A 19,216-nucleotide genomic window follows, 5' to 3' on the forward strand; every position below is an offset into this window, starting at 1 on the left:
CAATCCCTACTTTCTATGGATAACAATTAAAAAAGGCGCTACCGAAGCAATTCAGTCGCGCCTTTCATTTAAGCACCGGAGGCGCTTAGCTGTTCAGGCGAACCGACTTAATAGTTCTGGCCTGAACATTGGCCGGTCTTAATATTGAAGTTGCCACAGCTAATTGGCGCGGTCCAATCAGCAACTAACAGGGCACTTTCAGGAAGATGGTTCGTCCAGGCATCGCCAATCACACCACCCATGGTTTGCCATACGATATCGAACTGACCATCGGCTTGAATTTCACCAATTAGCACTGGTTTGGTCAGATGATGGTTGGTATTCATCACGGCATATCCACCAGTGAGATTCGGTACGGTAATACCATACATCGCTTCTCGGACTTCATCGGTAGCGGTCGTGCCAGCTTTTTCAACCGCTTCTGCCCACATTTGGAAACCGATATAAGTTGCTTCCATAGGATCATTGGTCACGCGTTTGTCATCGCCAGTATAGGCTTTCCACGCGGCAATAAACTCATCGTTGGCTTCACTCTCAGCACTTTGGAAGTAATTCCATGCCGCTAGGTGACCCACCAAAGGAGTGGTATCAAAACCAGACAGCTCTTCTTCACCCACCGAGAAAGCCACCACAGGGATATCTTCAGCCGATATCCCCTGGTTGGCTAACTCTTTATAGAATGGCACGTTGGCGTCACCATTAATGGTTGAAACCACCGCGGTTTTTTTACCTGCGCCACCAAATTTCTTAATATCAGAAACGATAGTTTGCCAATCGGAATGACCAAAAGGCGTGTAGTTAATCATGATGTCAGCAGGCGCGACCCCTTTAGACTTGAGGTAAGCTTCTAGAATTTTGTTGGTGGTGCGTGGGTAAACATAGTCGGTACCGGCCAATACCCAACGTTGAACGCCTTCTTCACTCATCAAGTAATCCACGGCAGGGATTGCTTGCTGGTTAGGCGCGGCCCCTGTATAAAATACGTTTTTAGAGCTTTCTTCGCCCTCATATTGTACTGGGTAGAATAACATGCCATTCAATTCTTCAATCACAGGCAACACCGACTTACGCGACACTGAAGTCCAGCAGCCAAAAATTACATCCACTTTATCCTTGTCCAGTAATTCGCGTGCTTTTTCGGCAAACAACGGCCAGTTAGATGCAGGGTCAACCACCACCGGTTCCAGTTTTTTGCCTAACAAGCCACCTTTTTTGTTTTGTTGGTCAATCATCATCAGCACGGTATCTTTCAGTGTGGTTTCACTGATCGCCATGGTGCCTGACAAGGAGTGCAAGACTCCGACCTTGATAGTATCTGCTGCCTGAGCTGCGCTCATTGAAAAAGCTAAAGCTACGCCACTGGCGACTGTGGCTATTTTCTTCCATGTATTGTGTTGTGTCATTGCTATATTCCCTATTTTTGTTGCTTTTAAAGCATGCGATACCTCATGCATTGCTAGTCGAACTGCAGCACTGACCATGCCAACCAACCAAAATCATTATAAAACAATCAGTTAATCCCAGAGACAAAGCGAAACACAAGATCCTAATGCACAAGAATCGAACATTTGCCTCAAAAACATGCACCAAAATATTTTAGTGACTAATAAGTATTCATCTATTGCACCAAAGAAAGGCGCTCGCACCATAAAGATCCACGATCAGGATAAGAATTTGTGACCAATACGCATTCAAGCTAGTGCTGCTTAGTACAGGAAAAGCTGGTTTGGTTCTTGCTGTATTTATCTAAATAAATAAGGTCAAAAACAACTAGTTAGCTAAAAAGGAATGATGTGAGTCAGCTTACTCAAGTCAAGCACAGCAGTACTCCGGCGCCAATTAAGCAAGGCTGGCTAGCCAAACTCGAGCTAGGTTTTGCGCCAATTGCGGCCAAGACTCGCTTAACCTTAAACCAGAGTATTGGCCCATTACGGGTGCAACGACCGTTTCACCCTGAGCGGCAAGCAAACGATTGTTGCCACGTTTACTTATTGCACCCACCTGGGGGCTTAGTGGCTGGTGACCAGTTACATATGAACGTAACATGTGCCGAAGGCAGTAAGGTCTTACTCACCACCCCCGCCTCTGGCAAACTGTATCGCTCCAATCTTGCTCGCCAGCAACAGAGTCAACAACAGTTGTTTCACCTACAAACCAATAGCAGTTTGGAATGGCTACCACCGGAAACCATCGTGTTTAATGGCGCTCAAGGCCGTTTAGACAGTCACTTTAAGCTACACGGCAATGCCCAATTAATTGCCTGGGAAATCACCTGTTTAGGCCGTAAAGCCAGCGATGAAGACTTTGATCATGGTGAATTATTGCAATCGATTAAGGTTTATCGCGAGCAGCGTCCACTATTAATCGAGAATACTCGTATTCATAACGCAGTGAGTGCCAACAATCCAGCGGCGCTGGCAAGTAAACATGTCTATGCTTGTATGCTAGCCACCGTTGACCAGCTCAGTGAGGCCAAGCAAACCGAACTATTAGAACTTTTACGGGAGCATCTTAGCTGTCCACAGCTGGGGATCACCCTCGTCAGAGGCCTAATTATCTTGCGTTATTTAGGCGATCAGGCCGAAACCGTGCGTCAGCAATTTGAAGCAGCATGGGCGCTGATCCGCCCATGTACCCTAGGCCGAGAAGCCATAGCACCACGCATTTGGAATACCTAATTACTCACAAATTACGAGGCAAATATGGAATTAACACCAAGAGAGAAAGACAAGCTACTGCTGTTCACCGCATTTTTGGTTGCCGAGCGACGCAAAGACAAAGGCCTAAAACTCAATTATCCAGAGACCGTTGCCTATCTTTCAGCGCAAATCGTCGAAGGCGCCCGCGAAGGCCGAACCGTCGCCGAATTAATGAGTTGGGGAAGAACCCTGCTCAGCCGCGATGAAGTGATGGATGGCATCGCAGAAATGGTCCCTGAAGTGCAGGTTGAGGCCACCTTTCCCGATGGCACCAAACTTGTCACTGTGCATAACCCGATCCCTTAGGCCTGGCCTCTAGCACCAACAACAAGGAACGACAGATGATACCTGGAGAACTAATTATTGAAGATGGTTGGATAGAGCTCAATCAAGGCTTAGCCACCACTAGCATCGATGTTGCCAATAGCGGCGATCGCCCGGTACAAGTGGGTTCACATTACCACTTCGCCGAGACCAACCCAGCCCTGCATTTTGACCGTAAGGCCGCCTTTGGCATGCGACTAAATATTGCAGCAGGCACCGCAGTCCGTTTTGAACCCGGACAAAGTCGCCAAGTAGAACTGGTTGCTTTAAGTGGTAAGCGCGAAGTCTACGGTTTTCGTGGTGAAGTAATGGGTGCCTTAGACACCAAGGAGCAAGCATGAGCAAGATGGATAAACGCGCCTACGCCGAGATGTTTGGCCCAACGCTAGGTGACAAGGTGCGTCTAGGCGATACCGAACTCATCATTCAAGTCGAAAAAGATTACGCCCAATATGGTAGCGAAGTGAAATTTGGCGGCGGTAAGGTGATCCGCGACGGCATGGGGCAAAGCCAAGCCAGCTGTGCGATGGTACCCGATACGGTGATTACCAATGCCTTGATCCTTGATCATTGGGGCATTGTTAAAGCCGATATCGCGATTAAAGAAGGTCGCATTCAGGCCATTGGTAAAGCAGGCAATCCGGATATTCAAGATAATATTGATATCGAAATTGGTGCCGGTACCGAGGTGATCGCCGGTGAAGGACAAATTATAACGGCTGGCGGAGTCGACTCTCATATTCACTTTATTTGCCCGCAGCAAATCGAAGAAGCCTTAATGTCTGGCACCACCACCATGTTAGGTGGCGGCACCGGACCAGCCACAGGTACCAATGCCACTACCTGTACTCCGGGGCCTTTCCACTTAGGTAAAATGCTGCAAGCGGCTGACAGCTTTCCCATGAACCTAGGCTTTTTAGGTAAAGGTAACGCCAGTTTACCACGCCCGCTAGAAGAACAACTGGTTGCTGGCGCCATGGGTCTCAAACTTCACGAAGACTGGGGCACCACCCCGATGTCTATCGACAACTGTTTAACCGTGGCCGAAAACTACGATGTGCAGGTGGCCATTCATACCGATACCCTAAACGAGTCGGGTTTTGTAGAGGATACCCTCGCCGCTTTTAAAGGCCGAGTGATCCATACCTACCACACCGAAGGCGCCGGTGGCGGTCACGCCCCCGATATCATTACCGCTTGTGGTTTAGACAATGTATTACCCTCGTCAACTAATCCAACTCGCCCCTACACGGTAAATACCGTGGATGAGCACCTGGACATGTTAATGGTATGCCATCACCTCGACCCGTCAATCCCAGAGGACGTGGCGTTTGCCGATTCACGGATCCGCAAAGAAACTATTGCTGCTGAAGATATTTTGCACGATTTAGGTGCCTTTTCGATGATTGCTTCCGATTCACAGGCCATGGGGCGGGTCGGCGAGGTGATTACCCGAACCTGGCAAACCGCGCATAAGATGAAGCAGCAACGCGGCTTACTCGAAGAAGATAAAGCTATAGGCTGCGACAACTTCCGCGCTAAACGCTACGTCGCCAAGTACACCATCAACCCAGCGATTACTCATGGTATTGCCCACGAAGTCGGCTCGGTGGAGGTGGGTAAGTTAGCCGACTTGGTGTTATGGAAACCAGCCTTCTTTGGCGCAAAGCCTTCACTCATCATCAAAGGTGGGGCAATTGCTGCAGCACCGATGGGCGATCCCAATGCTTCAATCCCCACTCCGCAACCGGTTCATTACCGGCCGATGTTTGGCGCCTATGGCAAGGCCATGAGCGAAACGAGGGTCACCTTTGTCAGTCAAGCGGCGCTGGACGCCAAGGTACAGGATACCCTCGGGTTACAGAGTCGCTTGGTAGCTTGCAAAAATACCCGCAACATCACCAAGAAAGACATGGTGCATAACCACTATCAACCCCATATGGAAGTCGATTCACAAACCTATGAAGTTCGTGCCGACGGCCAATTACTGGAATGTGAACCTGCAACCGAACTGCCACTGGCGCAGCGCTACTTTTTATTTTAAGGAGAGAATGAATGTTAAAGGTGTATCAAACCCTCCATCACTACCATGGTCCGGTCCATCACCGCGTGGTATTGAGCTACGAGTTACGCAAAAAGGCCCGGATCAAGGCGCAAACCGAGGCCCAGCAAGAAATTGGCTTCTTCTTAGAACGCGGTCAGGTGCTACAAAATGGTCAACTGCTGGAAGCCGACAATGGTGAAGTGGTTGAAATTAGAAGTGCCGATGAACTGGTCACCACCGCTTATAGCGATGACCCATTGATGTTCGCCAAAGTCTGTTACCACCTAGGCAACCGCCATACCCCTCTGCAAATTGGCGAGGGTTGGGTTCGTTTTCAACCCGACCATGTATTGCAAGATTTAGTGGAATTGTACGGTTTGCGGGTGGAGCAACACCAAGGCCCCTTTGATCCCGAGACAGGAGCCTATCACAGCCACTTACCGGGACACAGTCACTAATGGCCAGTCTGGCGCAACTGCAACTCATGCGACTGGTAAGCCCCAGCTTACCAGTGGGAGGGTTTGCCTACTCGCAAGGTTTGGAGTACGCCATCGAAAATGCTTGGGTGACTAACCCCGCCGCGCTAAAAGCTTGGGTCCAGGGCTGTTTGGAAGCAGGCCTTGCCTGTCTGGATATCCCAATGCTCGCGGCTTTATACCAAGCTTGGTCGATACAAGATTACCGCCGCTTTGAACAGCTTAATCTGGAACTCATCGCCAGCCGAGAGACTCGGGAGTTAGAGTTAGAAGACGTTCAAATGGGCAATGCGCTACGCGTTTTATTACAACAGCTCGACGCCGACATCATCGCGCCATTAAGTGATGAACCGATGAGCTGGACCAGTATGTTTGCGGTTGCAGGTGAACATTGGCAGATCCCACTCAACGACTTGGCAGATGGCTACCTATGGACATGGTTAGAAAACCAACTAGCGGTGGCGGGTAAAACGTTACCGCTCGGGCAAACCGCCTGCCAAAAGCTACTTAGCGAGTTGCTACCCTTGTTGCCGCCCGCACGCGCCTATGGCCTGGCTTTGCCCTTTGAACAAATTACCGGGTCGCTGCCCGCCTTAAGTTTGGCCAGCACCCTTCACGAAACCCAATACTGCCGCTTGTTCCGCTCTTAATCGGCGAAACTGAGCCAATCGAGGATATAAAATGACCATTAAACAAACTTTACGCGTCGGGGTCGGTGGCCCTGTCGGTTCGGGGAAGACCGCCTTACTGACCGCCCTTTGTCGCGAACTGAAAGACCGCTTTAACCTAGCGGTGGTAACCAACGACATTTACACCAAAGAAGATGCCCAGTTTCTGTTGCGTCACAACGCACTGGCCGAAGATCGAATCTTAGGGGTTGAAACTGGTGGCTGTCCCCATACCGCGATCCGTGAAGATGCCTCGATGAACCTTGCTGCAATCGCCGAGTTAAACCGTCGGCATCAAGGCCTAGATTTAGTGCTGGTAGAAAGTGGCGGCGATAATCTCAGTGCCACCTTTAGTCCAGAGCTGAGCGACTTAACCCTGTATGTGATTGACGTTAGCGCTGGCGATAAAATTCCCCGCAAGGGCGGCCCAGGGATCACCAAATCTGACCTACTGATCATCAACAAGACCGATCTGGCCCCTTATGTAGGTGCCTCGCTGGACGTGATGGATCGCGATGCAAAAAAAATGCGCGGCGAACGCCCCTTTGTTTTTAGCAATCTCAAAACCAACCAAGGTTTACAAGACATCATCAACTTTATTATCGAGCAAGGCATGTTAGAAGAAAGCTCTGCAAACCTCGCCAATTCAACCCTTTAACGGAGATCTCCCATGAAAAAATTACTTAGTATCGGTTTACTCGCCCTGGTCAGCTTCCCCAGCTTGGCCCATGAAGGCGTTCATAATGGCTTGAGCGCGGGGATCTTACATCCACTGACTGGTCTTGACCACCTGCTCGCCTTAAGCCTTATTGGTCTATTAGCCAGTCAAACGGGCAAACTCAAACTCAGCTTAATGCAAAGCCTGTTCGCCTTAGTTTTAGCCGCCGTTGTCGCCAGCTTTGGTTTTGTGCCACCGATGCTGGAAACGGGTCTCGCCATTTCACTGTTAGTGATGGCGCTATTAGTGGCCAAGCTACTGCCCAGTTCGGCGAGTGCCGTGACCGCTGCGGTTTGTATTGTCGCCGCACTTCATGGTGCAGCGCATGGTAATGAGGTGCCAGCAAGCGCCGATGTGAAGCTATTTTTTGCCGGCTTTATTGCCAGTTCGATAGCCATCATTTGTGGGGGGTATCTGCTTGGAAACTTGGTTCAACGTTCACCCTATGGTCTAAAGTTGATGCGCGGCTATGCCAGCGTAGCGGCCTTCTTTGGCATCTCAGCCTTAATCGCTTAAACCTTACCCAGTGCAGCAAACCTGCTGCACTGGGTACTCGCCGCCAAGCATCGACTTAGCGGCGACAAAGCTCACCAAGTACGGCATAATGCCGCCATGAATTGCGATCCCCTACAGCAACATCCGCTGCATCAGACTTGCCAACAACACCCGAACCGGGTGGCCCTGAGTATTGGCGAACAGCACTATAGTTATCAACAGTTACAGGCAATGGTGGGCGTTACCGCAGCACAACTGCGTCGGCAAGGCCTTAGCCGAGGCGACCGACTCAGCTGTTTTGGTGATGACCAGCTACGCATGTTGCTACTACAGTTAGCCAGTTTAGAACTAGGCTATATTTTTTGCCCACTCAACCACCATCACCCAGTGAGTCAACTGCAAAGCCTTAGCGAGCGAATTGATGCCAAGTTCTATTGGACTGATAGCCAAGCAACACTGAGCGGTCGCCAAAGAGTTGAATTTAATCCTCAGCAAAGAGATTTAAAGGCAATTTCGCCAGACCAAATACAAACCAGCCAAGCGATAAGCATGGTGTTTACTTCAGGTAGCAGTGGCCCAGCAAAGGCGGTGGTGCACAGTTGGGCAAATCATTACTTCAGTGCCTTGGGTTCGCACAGCATGCTCCCGCTGGTGCCCCAATCTCAATGGTTATTATCCTTGCCGCTTTATCACATTGGTGGACAGGCCATTGTATGGCGTTGCCTATTAGCGGGGGCCGGGATCGTCGTGGCACAGAACAAGGGCCAACTGTATGCCGACTTAGTGAGCAGCGCCACCAGCCATGTCTCCTTAGTACCAACGCAACTTTACCGGCTATTACAGCGCCCCGATTTTAACGCTGCCAATTTGCAGCTAAGCACGCTCTTAATTGGCGGCGCAGCCTGCAATGATAGACTCATCGATGCAGCACTCGAGCGGGGATTTCAGGTCTATAGCTCCTATGGTAGTAGCGAAATGAGTTCACAGGTGGCCACCCGCAACCATCGATTAGGCCAGCGAGGCTATCAATTACTGCCCTACCGACAAGCCAAAATAGAGGCACAACAAATCCTGCTACGGGGCGAAACACTATTTCTCGGCTATTGGCAGAATGGTGGGATTTGCCCAGTCGTCGACCAAGAGGGCTGGTTTAACAGCGGTGATCATGGGCGAATGCAACAAGATAATCTTTATCCCTTGGGTCGCAGTAATCATATGTTTATCTGTGCAGGTGAAAACATCCAGCCAGAAGAAATCGAACAGGCCTTGTTGCAGCACCCGCAAATTAGGCAGGCGATTGTGGTGGCACAAGATAGCGCCGAGTACGGCCAGCGACCAGTAGCGTTTATCGCTGGCCCAAACGGCTTGACAAGCCACCGCTTAAATCAATTCTTACGGCGGCAACTAGCGGCTATCAAACTGCCGATAGCCTATTATGCTTTGCCAGAAACGAATTCGCTGAAACCCTCGCGCAGCGAATTAACCAAGATAGCGAATCACAAATCCAGTTGTTGTGACCAGTGTTGATACTCAAAAATTGTAATCCAAGATTGTTGATAAGCGTGTTGCAGCGCGCTGTGCTGCTGTTCTTTCAAGTTAATCTCACTGTCGGGAACAAAACAACAAGTCCCTTTCAAAAATTGCTCTCGTTCAGCTAAATAACGATTTAATAAACCGGTTTTTGCAAAATCGATTTCACTTTTCATAAGCACTCCTTACAAGCAAATTAATCGCTAGCGCTTGGTGCCCGCGCCCGCCAAACAGCGGCGCTGCACTCGACTTAGATTTATCACGCTTGGCGATCCCCGACAAGCTTTATTCAACAGACAAGCGAGCAAATCAGCTTACCGGTCACGAATAACAACTTCACCGCCTTCCAGATACAAACAAAAACCAGCGTTCAAAAATGATGAAAGCTTATCCTAACAGCTTACTCTGCAATCATTTTCTGCTAGCCTTATACAAGGCTTCCCGATCATAACGAGTAATGATGGCCCTCCCCAACATCCAATTACTGCGTCAGTTTGTACAATATTACGAACAAAGCCATCATTTTCCTGAACGAACCAGCGCAACTCAACGCAAGCAACTATTTATAGAACTTGAGCGCCAGCTTAACTGCCAGTTGTTTAATCACGATTACCAGAACCTAAATTCGCAAGGGCAGCTACTTTATCAACGAGCGAAACAACTACATTCTCAGCTATACAACTTACTCAGTGACCAACAACACCCGATTCAGCCACAACAAATCATCATTGGAATAGATGAGTTTGTACCTTGTCAAAGTCTATTGCACTACTATCCACGCTTTATTAGCGAACTATCGCTGCAACAGTTAAAACTAGTGCAACTTGGCTCACAACAGCTATCAGAACAATTAATCCAAGGGGAAATTGATATTGCCTTACGAGTTGCCCGTCAGCAAAAACCTGCAAAAACCCATTCGCGCCGTTACTGCAATCTTAGCTTAGCCCTGGCCTGCGCTGCACGGCATAGTTTGAGTAAACACCAACAACTTAGTGTCGAACAATTACAAGGCCATCGCCAGCTTTGCTTACCTCACCTTCCCATCGAACTGCAACTCAACCGAGTCAATTGTTGGCAACTGGAACATCGCGAGCTCCTTCATGATCTATTGGTATTAGGTATGGGATGGGCCTTTGCCCCACGGCATTGGTTAGAGGCGAGCTTTCGTAATGGCAGCTTAATTGAATTACATCTGAGTAATTATTTTTCACCAACCAAATTAGAGATAGAAATACTATGGTTAAGCAGCCAACGAGACAGCCAGGTCGCCCATTGTTTAAACCTGTTAGGACTGAGCGCTTATGATGGATGAACACGCCACCCTTGCCGCTTTACAAAGCTTTGTTTGTTTAGCCAAGCAAGCCGACCTCAATGCTTGTTCCGAGCAGCTAGCTTTGCCCACCGAGCGGATCCTAGAGCAACTGGAACAACTGCAGCAGCGACTGGCCTGTAGTCTATTTGTACAAACCGGTCAGTTCTATCAATTAAGCCACGCAGGCCTAGCCTTAGTTGAACAAGCCGAGCTAATTGTGGGTCGTTACGCCGAGCTCCAGCGGCACTGTCAGCACTTGCAACAGGCCAAAAGTTTACAACTCAGTATCAGTTATCAAGCCTGGTTTCCCAGCCCTTGGTTAACTTTACTCGCACAGCAGTTACATCGTTATGATCCGCTATTGGAGCTCCGCTTTAGCGGTTCTCAACAACACTCGGTACACTTTAGTTTTTCAGCGAACAAGCAACATGCAGCAGCTGAAGTATTCCCCTGGAAACAAGCGCAGCTCGTAAAAGTGGCACATCCCAAACTAGTGAATCATCGCCAGCAGTTCGACGCACATTTAAAGCTTTTCGATATGAGGGAGCCACAGCAAAGCAATCTGTTTATGGGTGAAACCTTGCTACTCGATGCGCTACAAGCGGGCCTCGGGTGGGCAATATTGCCACAGATCAGTGTCGAATCACGCTTAGCCGAAGGAACCCTCAAAGCCTGGCCAAATCTGCTAGGCGAACAAGCAACATACATTCATCTATCGGCGCACTGTCCGAGCGACCTCCGTCACTTTTTGATGCAGCAGAAAGATGTCGCTTAAACGGGCCGTCACTAACGGACAATGCCAATTGAAGCCGAGATAGGTATAATTAACCATTGCCAACATTCATCAATCGAGATCATGAGTCGACCCCATTGCGCCCGCTGTTTACGCCCACAAAGTCACTGCTTATGCCCATACATTCAACACTGTCGGCATCGGCATCCGCTTATTATCTTACAGCACCCAAGTGAACAGAAGCAGGCCAAAGGTACTGCTCACTTAGCTTGTTTAGCCTTAGAGCAAGCGCAATTAATATCTGGTGAGCAGCCCGAAGATTTCGCCGCCTTACGCCAAGCTGTAGAGCAACAACCACAACAGTATTGGCTAATTTACCCCAGTGAGCACAGTCAAAGCCTCGAACAACAGGCGTGTCTGGCGCTCACTCAGCAGACCACTCTGCATACGCCTGCGCTTTATCCCACGTTGATATTTTTAGATGGCACCTGGCGTAAAGCGCAAAAACTCTGGCACCTCAACCCTTGGTTACATGCTCTGCCCCAGTTTCACTTTACCAGCCCGCCTCAAGGCCAATATAAAATACGTAAAACCGCCATTGCACAGGGACTCTCCACTATCGAAGCCATCGGCTATGCCTTACAGCAAGTCGAAGCATTCAACCCTAGACCACTCTCCGCAATATTGGAAGCGCTGGTGACTCAACAACTCAAGGCGATGCCTCAGCAAGTTCAAGCCCGTTACTAAATCCTGAGGAACGGATAGCCAAGCGACAAATAGTGACAAGCATCATTAAATTAACATATTCGCAACATTGGACTGGCGATTTAGCGGCTGTGATTTATAATTACATTAGTCGGTTGTCGCTTTTAGATGCTCAGGCTGTAATACTTGGTTTACCAAGCGTTATGCCTTCCCAATCTACTAGCGGTGCCGGCTCGCCTATATTAAGCCCACATTCGATCAACATTAAGCTAACATTCGATACAAATAACCATGACCTAGCGTGCAGAATGTGAAAAAATAACCATTCCTCTGTGCTTAGCGAAAGACCTTGTCGATATGGATGATAAAAAACGCCCACTTTACTTACCCTATGCCGGACCGGCACTGTTAGAAACCCCACTACTGAACAAAGGCAGCGCCTTCAGCCAAGAAGAGCGGATTTTCTTTAACTTAGAGGGACTACTGCCCGAAGCCATCGAAAGTATCGATGAACAAAGTGAACGAGCCTACAAACAATACCAAAGTTTCACCAATGATCTTGATCGACATATTTACCTACGCAATATTCAAGATACCAACGAGACTTTGTTTTACCGACTCGTCGAAGACCATATCAGCGAGATGATGCCAATTATCTACACTCCCACCGTAGGCGCGGCCTGTGAGCAATTCTCTAATATTTATCGTCGCTCTCGGGGGCTATTTATTTCTTACCCCAATCGCCACCGTATCGATGAACTACTGAACAATGCCACCCGTCACAACGTAAAGATTATCGTGGTGACCGATGGCGAACGGATCTTAGGCTTGGGCGATCAAGGCATCGGAGGCATGGGGATCCCAATTGGTAAATTGTCGCTGTACACTGCGTGTGGCGGGATCAGCCCAGCCTACACCTTACCCATCGTATTGGACGTGGGCACCGACAACCAGCAGCTATTGAATGACCCAATGTATATGGGATGGCGTCATCAACGGATCGGCGGCGAAGAATACGCTCAGTTCATTGAGTTATTTATGCAAGCCGTGATGGTGCGCTGGCCGGAGGCTCTGATCCAATTTGAAGACTTCGCCCAAAAAAATGCCATGCCACTCTTACAACGCTATAAAGATCAATTGTGCTGCTTCAATGACGATATTCAGGGAACTGCAGCAGTCGTCGTCGGTTCATTATTAGCCGCCTGTAAAGCCGCCGACTCGGCGTTAAGCGAACAAAGGATCACCTTTGTAGGCTCAGGGTCAGCCGGTTGTGGGATCGCCGAAGCGATTGTGCGCGCCATGATCGAAGAAGGGATCAGTGAACAACAAGCCCGCAGCCAAGTTTTCATGGTCGATCGCTGGGGTTTACTGCAAAGCAACATGCCCAACCTGTTAGACTTTCAACAGCGCCTGGCACAACCCGCCGAGCTGCAGCAACTATGGGGCTTGAGCAGTGACAGTCTATCCTTACTCGATGTGGTCGAACACGCAAAACCGACCGTGCTGATCGGCGTCTCTGGCGCCCCGGGAGTATTCAATCAAGCGATCATAGAAACCATGCATCGGCACTGTGAAAAACCCATCGTATTACCCTTATCAAACCCTACCAGCCGAGTTGAAGCACTTCCCGAAGACATCCTTCGTTGGACCCAAGGGCAAGCGCTAGTGGCGACCGGAAGCCCCTTTTCTCCAGTAAAACTAGGAGAGCAGAGCTACCCCATCGCCCAATGTAACAATAGTTATATTTTCCCCGGCATTGGCCTTGGCGTCTTAGCGAGTCAAGCGACTCGAGTCAGTGATGAGATGTTAATTGCCAGCAGCCGAGCCTTAGCCGAATGCTCACCGTTGGCCAATGACGGCGAGGGGGCTTTGCTGCCTCCCCTCGAAGAAATTCGCATCGTTAGCAAACACATCGCTTATGCGGTCGCCAAAACGGCCATGCAACAGGGTTTAGCAATCCCCATCTCTGATGAAGTATTAAGTCAGACGATTGAAACCAGCTTTTGGCGCCCAGAATACCGTCACTACAAGCGCACTTCGTTCTAGACTTTGCAAGCACTCAACAGTCTCTAAAGCTGTTGAGTGCTCGCACTTGGTTTGAGTTAAACTAAATCTTCCTGAGCCTTTCGGATGATTGATTCAGCATGTTTCCAAGGATTGTTATCACTTTATTCCCAATAAAATACCACCAAAGATTAATCGCCGCCCAATCATCTCAAACTCAGCTAAACCGAAAAACCATAAAACTCGGGGAAAATAAGTAGCGATACCAACACTAAAATTTGTAGCGCGATAAACGGAATAACACCTTTGTAAATATCGGTGGTTTTAATCGCTGGGGGAGCCACACCTTTTAAATAAAACAAGCTAAAACCAAAGGGCGGGGTAAGAAAAGAAGTTTGTAAGTTCATGGCGATCAAAATCGCAAACCAAGTTAAGTTAATCCCCATCAGGTCGGCAACCGGATATAACATCGGCACCACGATAAACGATATTTCTACAAAATCGATAAAGAAACCCAGCACCAATATGACTAACATCGTTAAGATCAAGAATCCCCATTTATCTCCAGGAAGGCTGGTCATCACTTGCTCAATGACCTCTTCGCCACCGGTGTAGGAAAACACCATCGAGAAAGCCGTCGCACCAATGAAAATAGCGAACACCATCGCAGTAACGTTAACCGTTTCCAAGGCCGACTGATAAATAATTTTCCAAGAGAACTGACGATATAACAAAGACAACAAAACAGCGCCAACACCACCAATCGCCGAAGATTCAGTGGGCGTAGCAATGCCATAGAAGATAGAGCCCAATACCGCAATCATTAAGCTTAAGGGGGGAGCTATCGCCTTAAAGGCCTTCCAACAAGGCTTGAGACCATGCCCAGCAACTTGATCTTTAGGTAAAGCGGGGGCCATTTCAGGCTTGAGAAAGGCAATCAGCAACACATATAAAATGAATGCCCCAACGAGCACCCCTCCCGGCATTAATGCGGCCTTGAATAGGTCGCCAACCGGAACTCCCATCACATCCCCTAGAATAATCAAAATAATCGACGGCGGAATAATTTGACCAAGGGTGCCCGAGGCACAGATCACGCCAGTAGCAAGCCCCTTGTTATATTTATATTTCAGCATCACCGGCAAGGAAATAACCCCCATCGCCACCACCGAAGCGCCCACCACGCCTGTTGATGCAGCCAACAACGCGCCAACTAGAATGGTGGATACCGCTAAACCACCGCGTACGCCTCCAAATAGCTGGCCCATCGCTTCCAATAGCTGTTCAGCAAGACGTGTTTTTTGCAACACGATCCCCATAAAGATGAACAACGGTACCGCCATTAATACTGAGTTTTGCATGATGCTCATGATACGAAAGGGCATAAATGCAAATAGCTCGAAGCCTTCGGAAAGAACCCCAAATACCAGCGCCACGCCGCCAAAAACAAAGGCCACCGGAAAACCAGTTAATAGCATGCATAAGGCTACGAAAAACATGACAATCCCAATCATGAAAACTTCCTTTTAGCGACGACGAGTTAGTGCTGATTTCGCAGCTGAATTAAATTTTTGAGTAACATGCCTAGGCCGCTTAACGCGACACATAGCGCTGAAATAGGGATCATCGCTTTAATTAGCCAGCGATAAGCCAAGCCACCTGGGTCACCACTAATTTCACCAAGATGATAAGACTCCAAGGCGAAGTCATATCCGTACCAAACCATCAACCCACAGAATGGTAACAGCAATAGCAGCACCCCCAAGCTGTCTATCCAAGCCTTTTTACGACGAGATAACTTGTCATAGATAATGTCCACTCGCACGTGTCCTTCGGCCTGTAAGGTCGAGGCAATTCCCAATAAAAACATCGCCGAGAATAAGTGCCATTCCAGCTCCTGCATACCAATTGAACTGGAGCGAAAAAAGTAACGCATCACCACGTCATAAAAGATATTTACCAGCATCAACAGCATCAATACCGCAGTGAGAGACGCAATTCCTTTAGAGAAACCATCAATAGCTCGTTGCCAACGCAACATCTTTCACCTCCCCTTTAATTTGTCGGTGGAGGCGCTAGCCGCCACTGCCGCCAGCGCCTTAAGCCACTACAAATCTTGGGTACTATTTAAGTAACCTTGCTCAGAAATGGCAGTATAAGCTCGTATTTGCTGCATAAATTGCTGCTGCGATTGAATTATCTTAGCGGCCATCGGGTCGCTCGCAGCCTTCTCTTGGAGCAATGCATCATTGGCTTCCTTCAAGGCTTTAATCACCGTCACCGGGAAGGTCTTCACTTGAATATTTGGATACTCCTGCAACATGGTTTGCCAGTTCTTGGCACTTTCAGCATAGGAATGAATAAACATGTCGTAAGCCGCCTTACGCATCGCGACCACAAGGATCGCTTGCAAATCTTTCGGTAAACTTTCAAGCTTTTTCTTATTCGCGATAAACATTAACTCAGTGGCTGGTTCATGCCATCCCATGTAGTAGTAGGGCGCGATTTTATGGAAGCCCATTCGCAGATCCAATGATGGCCCCACCCACTCCAGCGCATCGATAGTATTCCGCTCTAAGGCGGTATATAACTCACCGGGCGGAATATTCACTGGTGTTGCGCCAAGCTTAGCCAATACTTCACCTGCAAATCCGGGAATACGCATTTTAAGATTCTTTAAATCGTCTACCGAGTTAATTTCTTTGCGGAACCATCCCCCCATCTGTACTCCAGTATTCCCGCCAGGAAAGGGCAGCAAGTTATGCTCAGCGTAAACCTGATCCATCAAGGCTTGACCGCCACCATATTGCAACCAGGCATGTTGCTCAGGGGCATTCATACCAAAGGGCATCGTAGTGAAGTAGAGAGTATTCGGGACCTTACCTTTATAGTAATAAGAGGCGGAATGACCTAAATCGTATTGACCACTTTTCACCAAATCAAACACGCCAAACGGCGCTTTGTGTTTGTTGGCGGAGTCGACCCGAATTTTTAAACGCCCATTGGACATCTCGTCGGCCATTTTCACCATGTTTTTCACAGCGTCACCAAATACTGGAAAATTGGGCCCCCAGCTTTCGGCGAGTTTTAATTTATAAACTTTCTCTGCGGCCAAAGCCGTGGAACTAAAGGCAATAATGACCGAAGCCAATAATGTTTTACTGCAGAGGGACTTAAGCATGTGATTCACCCTTTCCTTATCATCCGTTGATTATTTTAGGTATGACCAGTATTCGCTGCTCACGAATTGAGTACCAACAATGTTATCATATTGTTAACGGGACGCTATCCGCTAAACTACGGTTTTCGATTACGTAAAATCACGTAGCCTTATACTTTGGTATAAGTTCGTACGATTTCACTATTTTAGCTCAGGCAACAGACTTAACATTAAATTAACATGAAATAATGAGACGCTTCGGTCATGTGGTCGCTTAAAATTAAAATTATTCTACTGTCGGTGGTTCCCCTGATTTTCGTTACAGCCTTAATTGCTAGCTTGGTCTTTAAGCAATCATCAACGCTGGCAAAGCAACAGCTTAAGCTGATCAAAACCAATATCATGCACAGCAAAACCCTGGAACTGCAAAATCATATCGCGCAAGCCTTTGCGAGCATTCGCAATATTTATGAGCCAGCGTCTGCCAACGATCAATACGCGAAACAGCAAGTTCGAGACATCCTCACTCGACTACGCTTTAGTGAAGATGGTTATTTTTTTGCGTACACCTTAGATGGACTAAATTTAGTACACCCGATATTGCCCGAATTAGTCGGAGAAAACCTTTGGAATTACCAAGATGCGGAAGGCACCATGTTAATTCAGGATCTGATTACTCAGGCGAAAGCTGGCGGCGGTTTCAGCCATTACTTATGGGAAAAACCCAGTACCGGAAAACGGGTGAAAAAGCTGGCTTATGTGGTCCTGCTCGACAAGTGGCAATGGATGCTAGGCACTGGCGTCTATCTCGATGATGTGGATGCAGAACTGGCTCGAATCAAGCTGCAAACCGAGCAAAATATTGATCATAATTTTATATGGCTATTCATCGTCACCAGCATTTCAGGCATTGTGATCGCTTTACTAGGCACCTCTCTCAACATTTCCGAACACAAGCTGGCCGATAAAAAACTGAAAGCGCTCACCCAACGAATCATCGACTCCCAGGAACAAGAGCGACAGCGCGTGAGTCGTGAATTACATGACGGTATTAATCAACTGCTTGTCTCTATTAAGTATCGCCTAGAAAGCGCAACCGAATGCAGCAACACCCCAACAACCATCAGCGTTAGCTTGCACCAAGGACTCCACACCATTAATCAAGCAATCGGTGAAATAAGACGTATTTCCAAAGATCTACACCCAAGTATATTAGATGATCTTGGCCTCGGCGCGGCTTTAACCAGTCTCAGCCAAGAATTTGAACAACGCACCGCTATCGACGTATTTTTCGAATGCGACATCAATGCCATTCACATACCAGCAATGGTCCAAACCACCTTATATCGGATCACTCAGGAAGCTCTACAAAATATAGAAAAACATGCTGCTGCTGATACTGTCGATATTCTATTAACGCATCGTAAACAACAACTCCAGATGTCCATTCGCGACAATGGTTGTGGTTTTGAAATCGAAAACAAATCAACTCAAGCAAACTTCAAACAATTTGATCTAGGCTCCGAGTTCGCCAGTAGCGGCTTGGGTTTACGCAATATATTTGAACGAATTTCCCACATCGATGGCCAAGTGAGTATCCATAGCCAACTTGCGAAAGGGACTCAAATTACCATCAAACTCCCGTTACAAAAGTGCTCAACATTCAGCCAAATACCCTTGGAGCAAATTACATGACCTCAGTTTTACTCGTCGATGATCATCCCTTGGTACAAGATGGTTTGAAGATGCGATTAGACACCACGGAAGAATTTGAAGTCGTAGGCACCGCTGCAGATGGGCAACAAGCCTTAGATTTAGTCATCCGCTTAAAACCCCAAATTGTGCTCACTGATATTAATATGCCCAAGCTCAATGGGATTCAGCTGCTAGAATTACTAGCAGTACAATCCCCCGAGACGAAAGTAATTATGTTAAGCATGCACAACAACAAAGCATACGTGCAAAATGCAATGCGTCATGGTGCCAAAGGCTACCTTTTAAAAGACATTACCTCTTGCGAGCTGGTCAACGCTTTACAAGCCGTTGCCAATGGCGGATGTTATATCAGTGCAGGGGTCTCTAACCAACTGTTCGAATCAGGCAAAACCAGCGCGGCCCTCAGTAAACGAGAGCAACAGGTATTGCAACGACTCGCTTCTGGCTGTAGTAACAAAAAAATTGCAGATAAATTATCGATTAGTATCCGTACCGTAGAAACCCATACCTTAAAGATCAGACGTAAACTGAAACTCGATAGTAGTGCGGCAATGATTAAATATGCGATAGATAACTATGGTTCTGGCATCGAATGTTGATTAAGATGTTTTATTCAACAATAACGAATCACT

20 protein-coding genes are annotated in these 19,216 nt (G+C 48.0%); 15 read left to right on the forward strand and 5 right to left on the reverse strand.

Features of this window, described 5'->3' with window-relative positions; translation table 11 throughout:
• Window positions 1-107: 107 nt before the first annotated feature.
• Window positions 108-1,403, reverse strand: coding sequence for an urea ABC transporter substrate-binding protein (urtA, locus tag ACRRS0_RS21710; protein WP_432455513.1), 1,296 nt, complete (start codon window positions 1,401-1,403; stop codon window positions 108-110).
• Between the two features lie 390 nt (window positions 1,404-1,793).
• On the opposite strand from urtA, the gene ACRRS0_RS21715 reads away from it, so the two are divergent.
• From ACRRS0_RS21715 to menE, 9 genes are all read left to right on the forward strand, one after another.
• Complete coding sequence (locus ACRRS0_RS21715; protein ID WP_432455512.1) at window positions 1,794-2,678, forward strand: urease accessory protein UreD; 885 nt, start codon at window positions 1,794-1,796, stop codon at window positions 2,676-2,678.
• 24 nt (window positions 2,679-2,702) lie between these two features.
• Entirely contained in the window at window positions 2,703-3,005 is a 303-nt protein-coding gene (ureA, locus tag ACRRS0_RS21720; protein ID WP_432455511.1) for an urease subunit gamma, read from the forward strand.
• A 35-nt stretch (window positions 3,006-3,040) separates the two neighbouring features.
• Window positions 3,041-3,364 (forward strand): urease subunit beta, encoded by a 324-nt coding sequence (locus ACRRS0_RS21725; protein WP_432455510.1) that lies wholly within the window; start codon window positions 3,041-3,043, stop codon window positions 3,362-3,364.
• A complete protein-coding gene (ureC, locus tag ACRRS0_RS21730) occupies window positions 3,361-5,067 on the forward strand; it encodes an urease subunit alpha (RefSeq protein WP_432455509.1) in 1,707 nt (568 codons plus the stop codon). Before ACRRS0_RS21725 ends, ureC begins: the two co-directional genes overlap by 4 nt.
• 11 nt (window positions 5,068-5,078) lie before the next feature.
• Window positions 5,079-5,525 (forward strand): urease accessory protein UreE, encoded by a 447-nt coding sequence (gene ureE / locus ACRRS0_RS21735; protein ID WP_432455508.1) that lies wholly within the window; start codon window positions 5,079-5,081, stop codon window positions 5,523-5,525.
• Window positions 5,525-6,193, forward strand: coding sequence for an urease accessory protein UreF (locus tag ACRRS0_RS21740; protein WP_432455507.1), 669 nt, complete (start codon window positions 5,525-5,527; stop codon window positions 6,191-6,193). Before ureE ends, ACRRS0_RS21740 begins: the two co-directional genes overlap by 1 nt.
• A 31-nt stretch (window positions 6,194-6,224) precedes the next feature.
• Window positions 6,225-6,869 (forward strand): urease accessory protein UreG, encoded by a 645-nt coding sequence (gene ureG / locus ACRRS0_RS21745; protein ID WP_432455506.1) that lies wholly within the window; start codon window positions 6,225-6,227, stop codon window positions 6,867-6,869.
• Window positions 6,870-6,881: 12 nt separating this feature from the next.
• On the forward strand, window positions 6,882-7,445 hold the full coding sequence (locus ACRRS0_RS21750; protein WP_432455505.1) for a HupE/UreJ family protein: 564 nt from the start codon (window positions 6,882-6,884) through the stop codon (window positions 7,443-7,445).
• A 96-nt stretch (window positions 7,446-7,541) separates the two neighbouring features.
• Entirely contained in the window at window positions 7,542-8,951 is a 1,410-nt protein-coding gene (gene menE, locus ACRRS0_RS21755) for an o-succinylbenzoate--CoA ligase (RefSeq protein ID WP_432455504.1), read from the forward strand.
• Here the strand turns inward: menE and ACRRS0_RS21760 are convergent.
• Window positions 8,921-9,130 (reverse strand): hypothetical protein, encoded by a 210-nt coding sequence (locus tag ACRRS0_RS21760; RefSeq protein ID WP_432455503.1) that lies wholly within the window; start codon window positions 9,128-9,130, stop codon window positions 8,921-8,923. The two genes, menE and ACRRS0_RS21760, sit on opposite strands and share 31 nt — an antisense overlap.
• A gap of 281 nt (window positions 9,131-9,411) precedes the next feature.
• Between ACRRS0_RS21760 and ACRRS0_RS21765 the strand changes: the two genes are divergently transcribed.
• The 4 genes from ACRRS0_RS21765 (at window position 9,412) to ACRRS0_RS21780 (ending at window position 13,750) form a co-directional block, all read left to right on the forward strand.
• Window positions 9,412-10,266, forward strand: coding sequence for a substrate-binding domain-containing protein (locus tag ACRRS0_RS21765; RefSeq protein WP_432455502.1), 855 nt, complete (start codon window positions 9,412-9,414; stop codon window positions 10,264-10,266).
• On the forward strand, window positions 10,256-11,041 hold the full coding sequence (locus ACRRS0_RS21770; RefSeq protein ID WP_432455501.1) for a hypothetical protein: 786 nt from the start codon (window positions 10,256-10,258) through the stop codon (window positions 11,039-11,041). The genes ACRRS0_RS21765 and ACRRS0_RS21770 overlap by 11 nt, the downstream gene beginning before the upstream one ends.
• Before the next feature lie 81 nt (window positions 11,042-11,122).
• Window positions 11,123-11,746 carry a tRNA-uridine aminocarboxypropyltransferase gene (locus ACRRS0_RS21775; RefSeq protein ID WP_432455500.1) on the forward strand — a complete coding sequence of 208 codons (624 nt, stop codon included), beginning with the start codon at window positions 11,123-11,125 and terminating at the stop codon, window positions 11,744-11,746.
• A gap of 315 nt (window positions 11,747-12,061) precedes the next feature.
• Window positions 12,062-13,750: an NAD-dependent malic enzyme gene (locus ACRRS0_RS21780; protein WP_432455499.1), complete on the forward strand. Its 1,689-nt coding sequence runs from the start codon at window positions 12,062-12,064 to the stop codon at window positions 13,748-13,750.
• A 179-nt stretch (window positions 13,751-13,929) separates the two neighbouring features.
• Here the strand turns inward: ACRRS0_RS21780 and ACRRS0_RS21785 are convergent, their stop codons facing one another.
• The 3 genes from ACRRS0_RS21785 to ACRRS0_RS21795 form a co-directional block, all read right to left on the reverse strand.
• Window positions 13,930-15,222 (reverse strand): TRAP transporter large permease, encoded by a 1,293-nt coding sequence (locus ACRRS0_RS21785; protein WP_432455498.1) that lies wholly within the window; start codon window positions 15,220-15,222, stop codon window positions 13,930-13,932.
• Window positions 15,223-15,248: 26 nt separating this feature from the next.
• A complete protein-coding gene (locus ACRRS0_RS21790; protein WP_432455497.1) occupies window positions 15,249-15,749 on the reverse strand; it encodes a TRAP transporter small permease subunit in 501 nt (166 codons plus the stop codon).
• Window positions 15,750-15,815: 66 nt separating this feature from the next.
• A complete protein-coding gene (locus ACRRS0_RS21795; RefSeq protein ID WP_432455496.1) occupies window positions 15,816-16,889 on the reverse strand; it encodes a TRAP transporter substrate-binding protein in 1,074 nt (357 codons plus the stop codon).
• A gap of 243 nt (window positions 16,890-17,132) precedes the next feature.
• Between ACRRS0_RS21795 and ACRRS0_RS21800 the strand changes: the two genes are divergently transcribed.
• Together ACRRS0_RS21800 and ACRRS0_RS21805 are read left to right on the forward strand one after the other, a co-directional pair.
• A complete protein-coding gene (locus ACRRS0_RS21800; RefSeq protein WP_432455495.1) occupies window positions 17,133-18,563 on the forward strand; it encodes a cache domain-containing protein in 1,431 nt (476 codons plus the stop codon).
• On the forward strand, window positions 18,560-19,183 hold the full coding sequence (locus ACRRS0_RS21805; protein ID WP_432455494.1) for a response regulator: 624 nt from the start codon (window positions 18,560-18,562) through the stop codon (window positions 19,181-19,183). The genes ACRRS0_RS21800 and ACRRS0_RS21805 overlap by 4 nt, the downstream gene beginning before the upstream one ends.
• Window positions 19,184-19,216 lie beyond the last annotated feature (33 nt).

The organism is Agarivorans sp. QJM3NY_29, assembly GCF_050870835.2.
Taxonomy (GTDB): Bacteria; Pseudomonadota; Gammaproteobacteria; order Enterobacterales; family Celerinatantimonadaceae; genus Agarivorans.

What these genes read in the sequence shown, in the direction of transcription:
- urtA (WP_432455513.1), bottom strand. Translation starts at nt 1,403, where the DNA reads ATGACACAACACAATACATGGAAGAAAATAGCCACAGTCGCCAGTGGC.
- ureA (WP_432455511.1), top strand. Translation starts at nt 2,703, where the DNA reads ATGGAATTAACACCAAGAGAGAAAGACAAGCTACTGCTGTTCACCGCA.
- ACRRS0_RS21725 (WP_432455510.1), top strand. Translation starts at nt 3,041, where the DNA reads ATGATACCTGGAGAACTAATTATTGAAGATGGTTGGATAGAGCTCAAT.
- ureC (WP_432455509.1), top strand. Translation starts at nt 3,361, where the DNA reads ATGAGCAAGATGGATAAACGCGCCTACGCCGAGATGTTTGGCCCAACG.
- ureE (WP_432455508.1), top strand. Translation starts at nt 5,079, where the DNA reads ATGTTAAAGGTGTATCAAACCCTCCATCACTACCATGGTCCGGTCCAT.
- ACRRS0_RS21740 (WP_432455507.1), top strand. Translation starts at nt 5,525, where the DNA reads ATGGCCAGTCTGGCGCAACTGCAACTCATGCGACTGGTAAGCCCCAGC.
- ureG (WP_432455506.1), top strand. Translation starts at nt 6,225, where the DNA reads ATGACCATTAAACAAACTTTACGCGTCGGGGTCGGTGGCCCTGTCGGT.
- ACRRS0_RS21750 (WP_432455505.1), top strand. Translation starts at nt 6,882, where the DNA reads ATGAAAAAATTACTTAGTATCGGTTTACTCGCCCTGGTCAGCTTCCCC.
- menE (WP_432455504.1), top strand. Translation starts at nt 7,542, where the DNA reads ATGAATTGCGATCCCCTACAGCAACATCCGCTGCATCAGACTTGCCAA.
- ACRRS0_RS21760 (WP_432455503.1), bottom strand. Translation starts at nt 9,130, where the DNA reads ATGAAAAGTGAAATCGATTTTGCAAAAACCGGTTTATTAAATCGTTAT.
- ACRRS0_RS21765 (WP_432455502.1), top strand. Translation starts at nt 9,412, where the DNA reads ATGATGGCCCTCCCCAACATCCAATTACTGCGTCAGTTTGTACAATAT.
- ACRRS0_RS21770 (WP_432455501.1), top strand. Translation starts at nt 10,256, where the DNA reads ATGATGGATGAACACGCCACCCTTGCCGCTTTACAAAGCTTTGTTTGT.
- ACRRS0_RS21775 (WP_432455500.1), top strand. Translation starts at nt 11,123, where the DNA reads ATGAGTCGACCCCATTGCGCCCGCTGTTTACGCCCACAAAGTCACTGC.
- ACRRS0_RS21780 (WP_432455499.1), top strand. Translation starts at nt 12,062, where the DNA reads ATGGATGATAAAAAACGCCCACTTTACTTACCCTATGCCGGACCGGCA.
- ACRRS0_RS21785 (WP_432455498.1), bottom strand. Translation starts at nt 15,222, where the DNA reads ATGATTGGGATTGTCATGTTTTTCGTAGCCTTATGCATGCTATTAACT.
- ACRRS0_RS21790 (WP_432455497.1), bottom strand. Translation starts at nt 15,749, where the DNA reads ATGTTGCGTTGGCAACGAGCTATTGATGGTTTCTCTAAAGGAATTGCG.
- ACRRS0_RS21795 (WP_432455496.1), bottom strand. Translation starts at nt 16,889, where the DNA reads ATGCTTAAGTCCCTCTGCAGTAAAACATTATTGGCTTCGGTCATTATT.
- ACRRS0_RS21800 (WP_432455495.1), top strand. Translation starts at nt 17,133, where the DNA reads ATGTGGTCGCTTAAAATTAAAATTATTCTACTGTCGGTGGTTCCCCTG.
- ACRRS0_RS21805 (WP_432455494.1), top strand. Translation starts at nt 18,560, where the DNA reads ATGACCTCAGTTTTACTCGTCGATGATCATCCCTTGGTACAAGATGGT.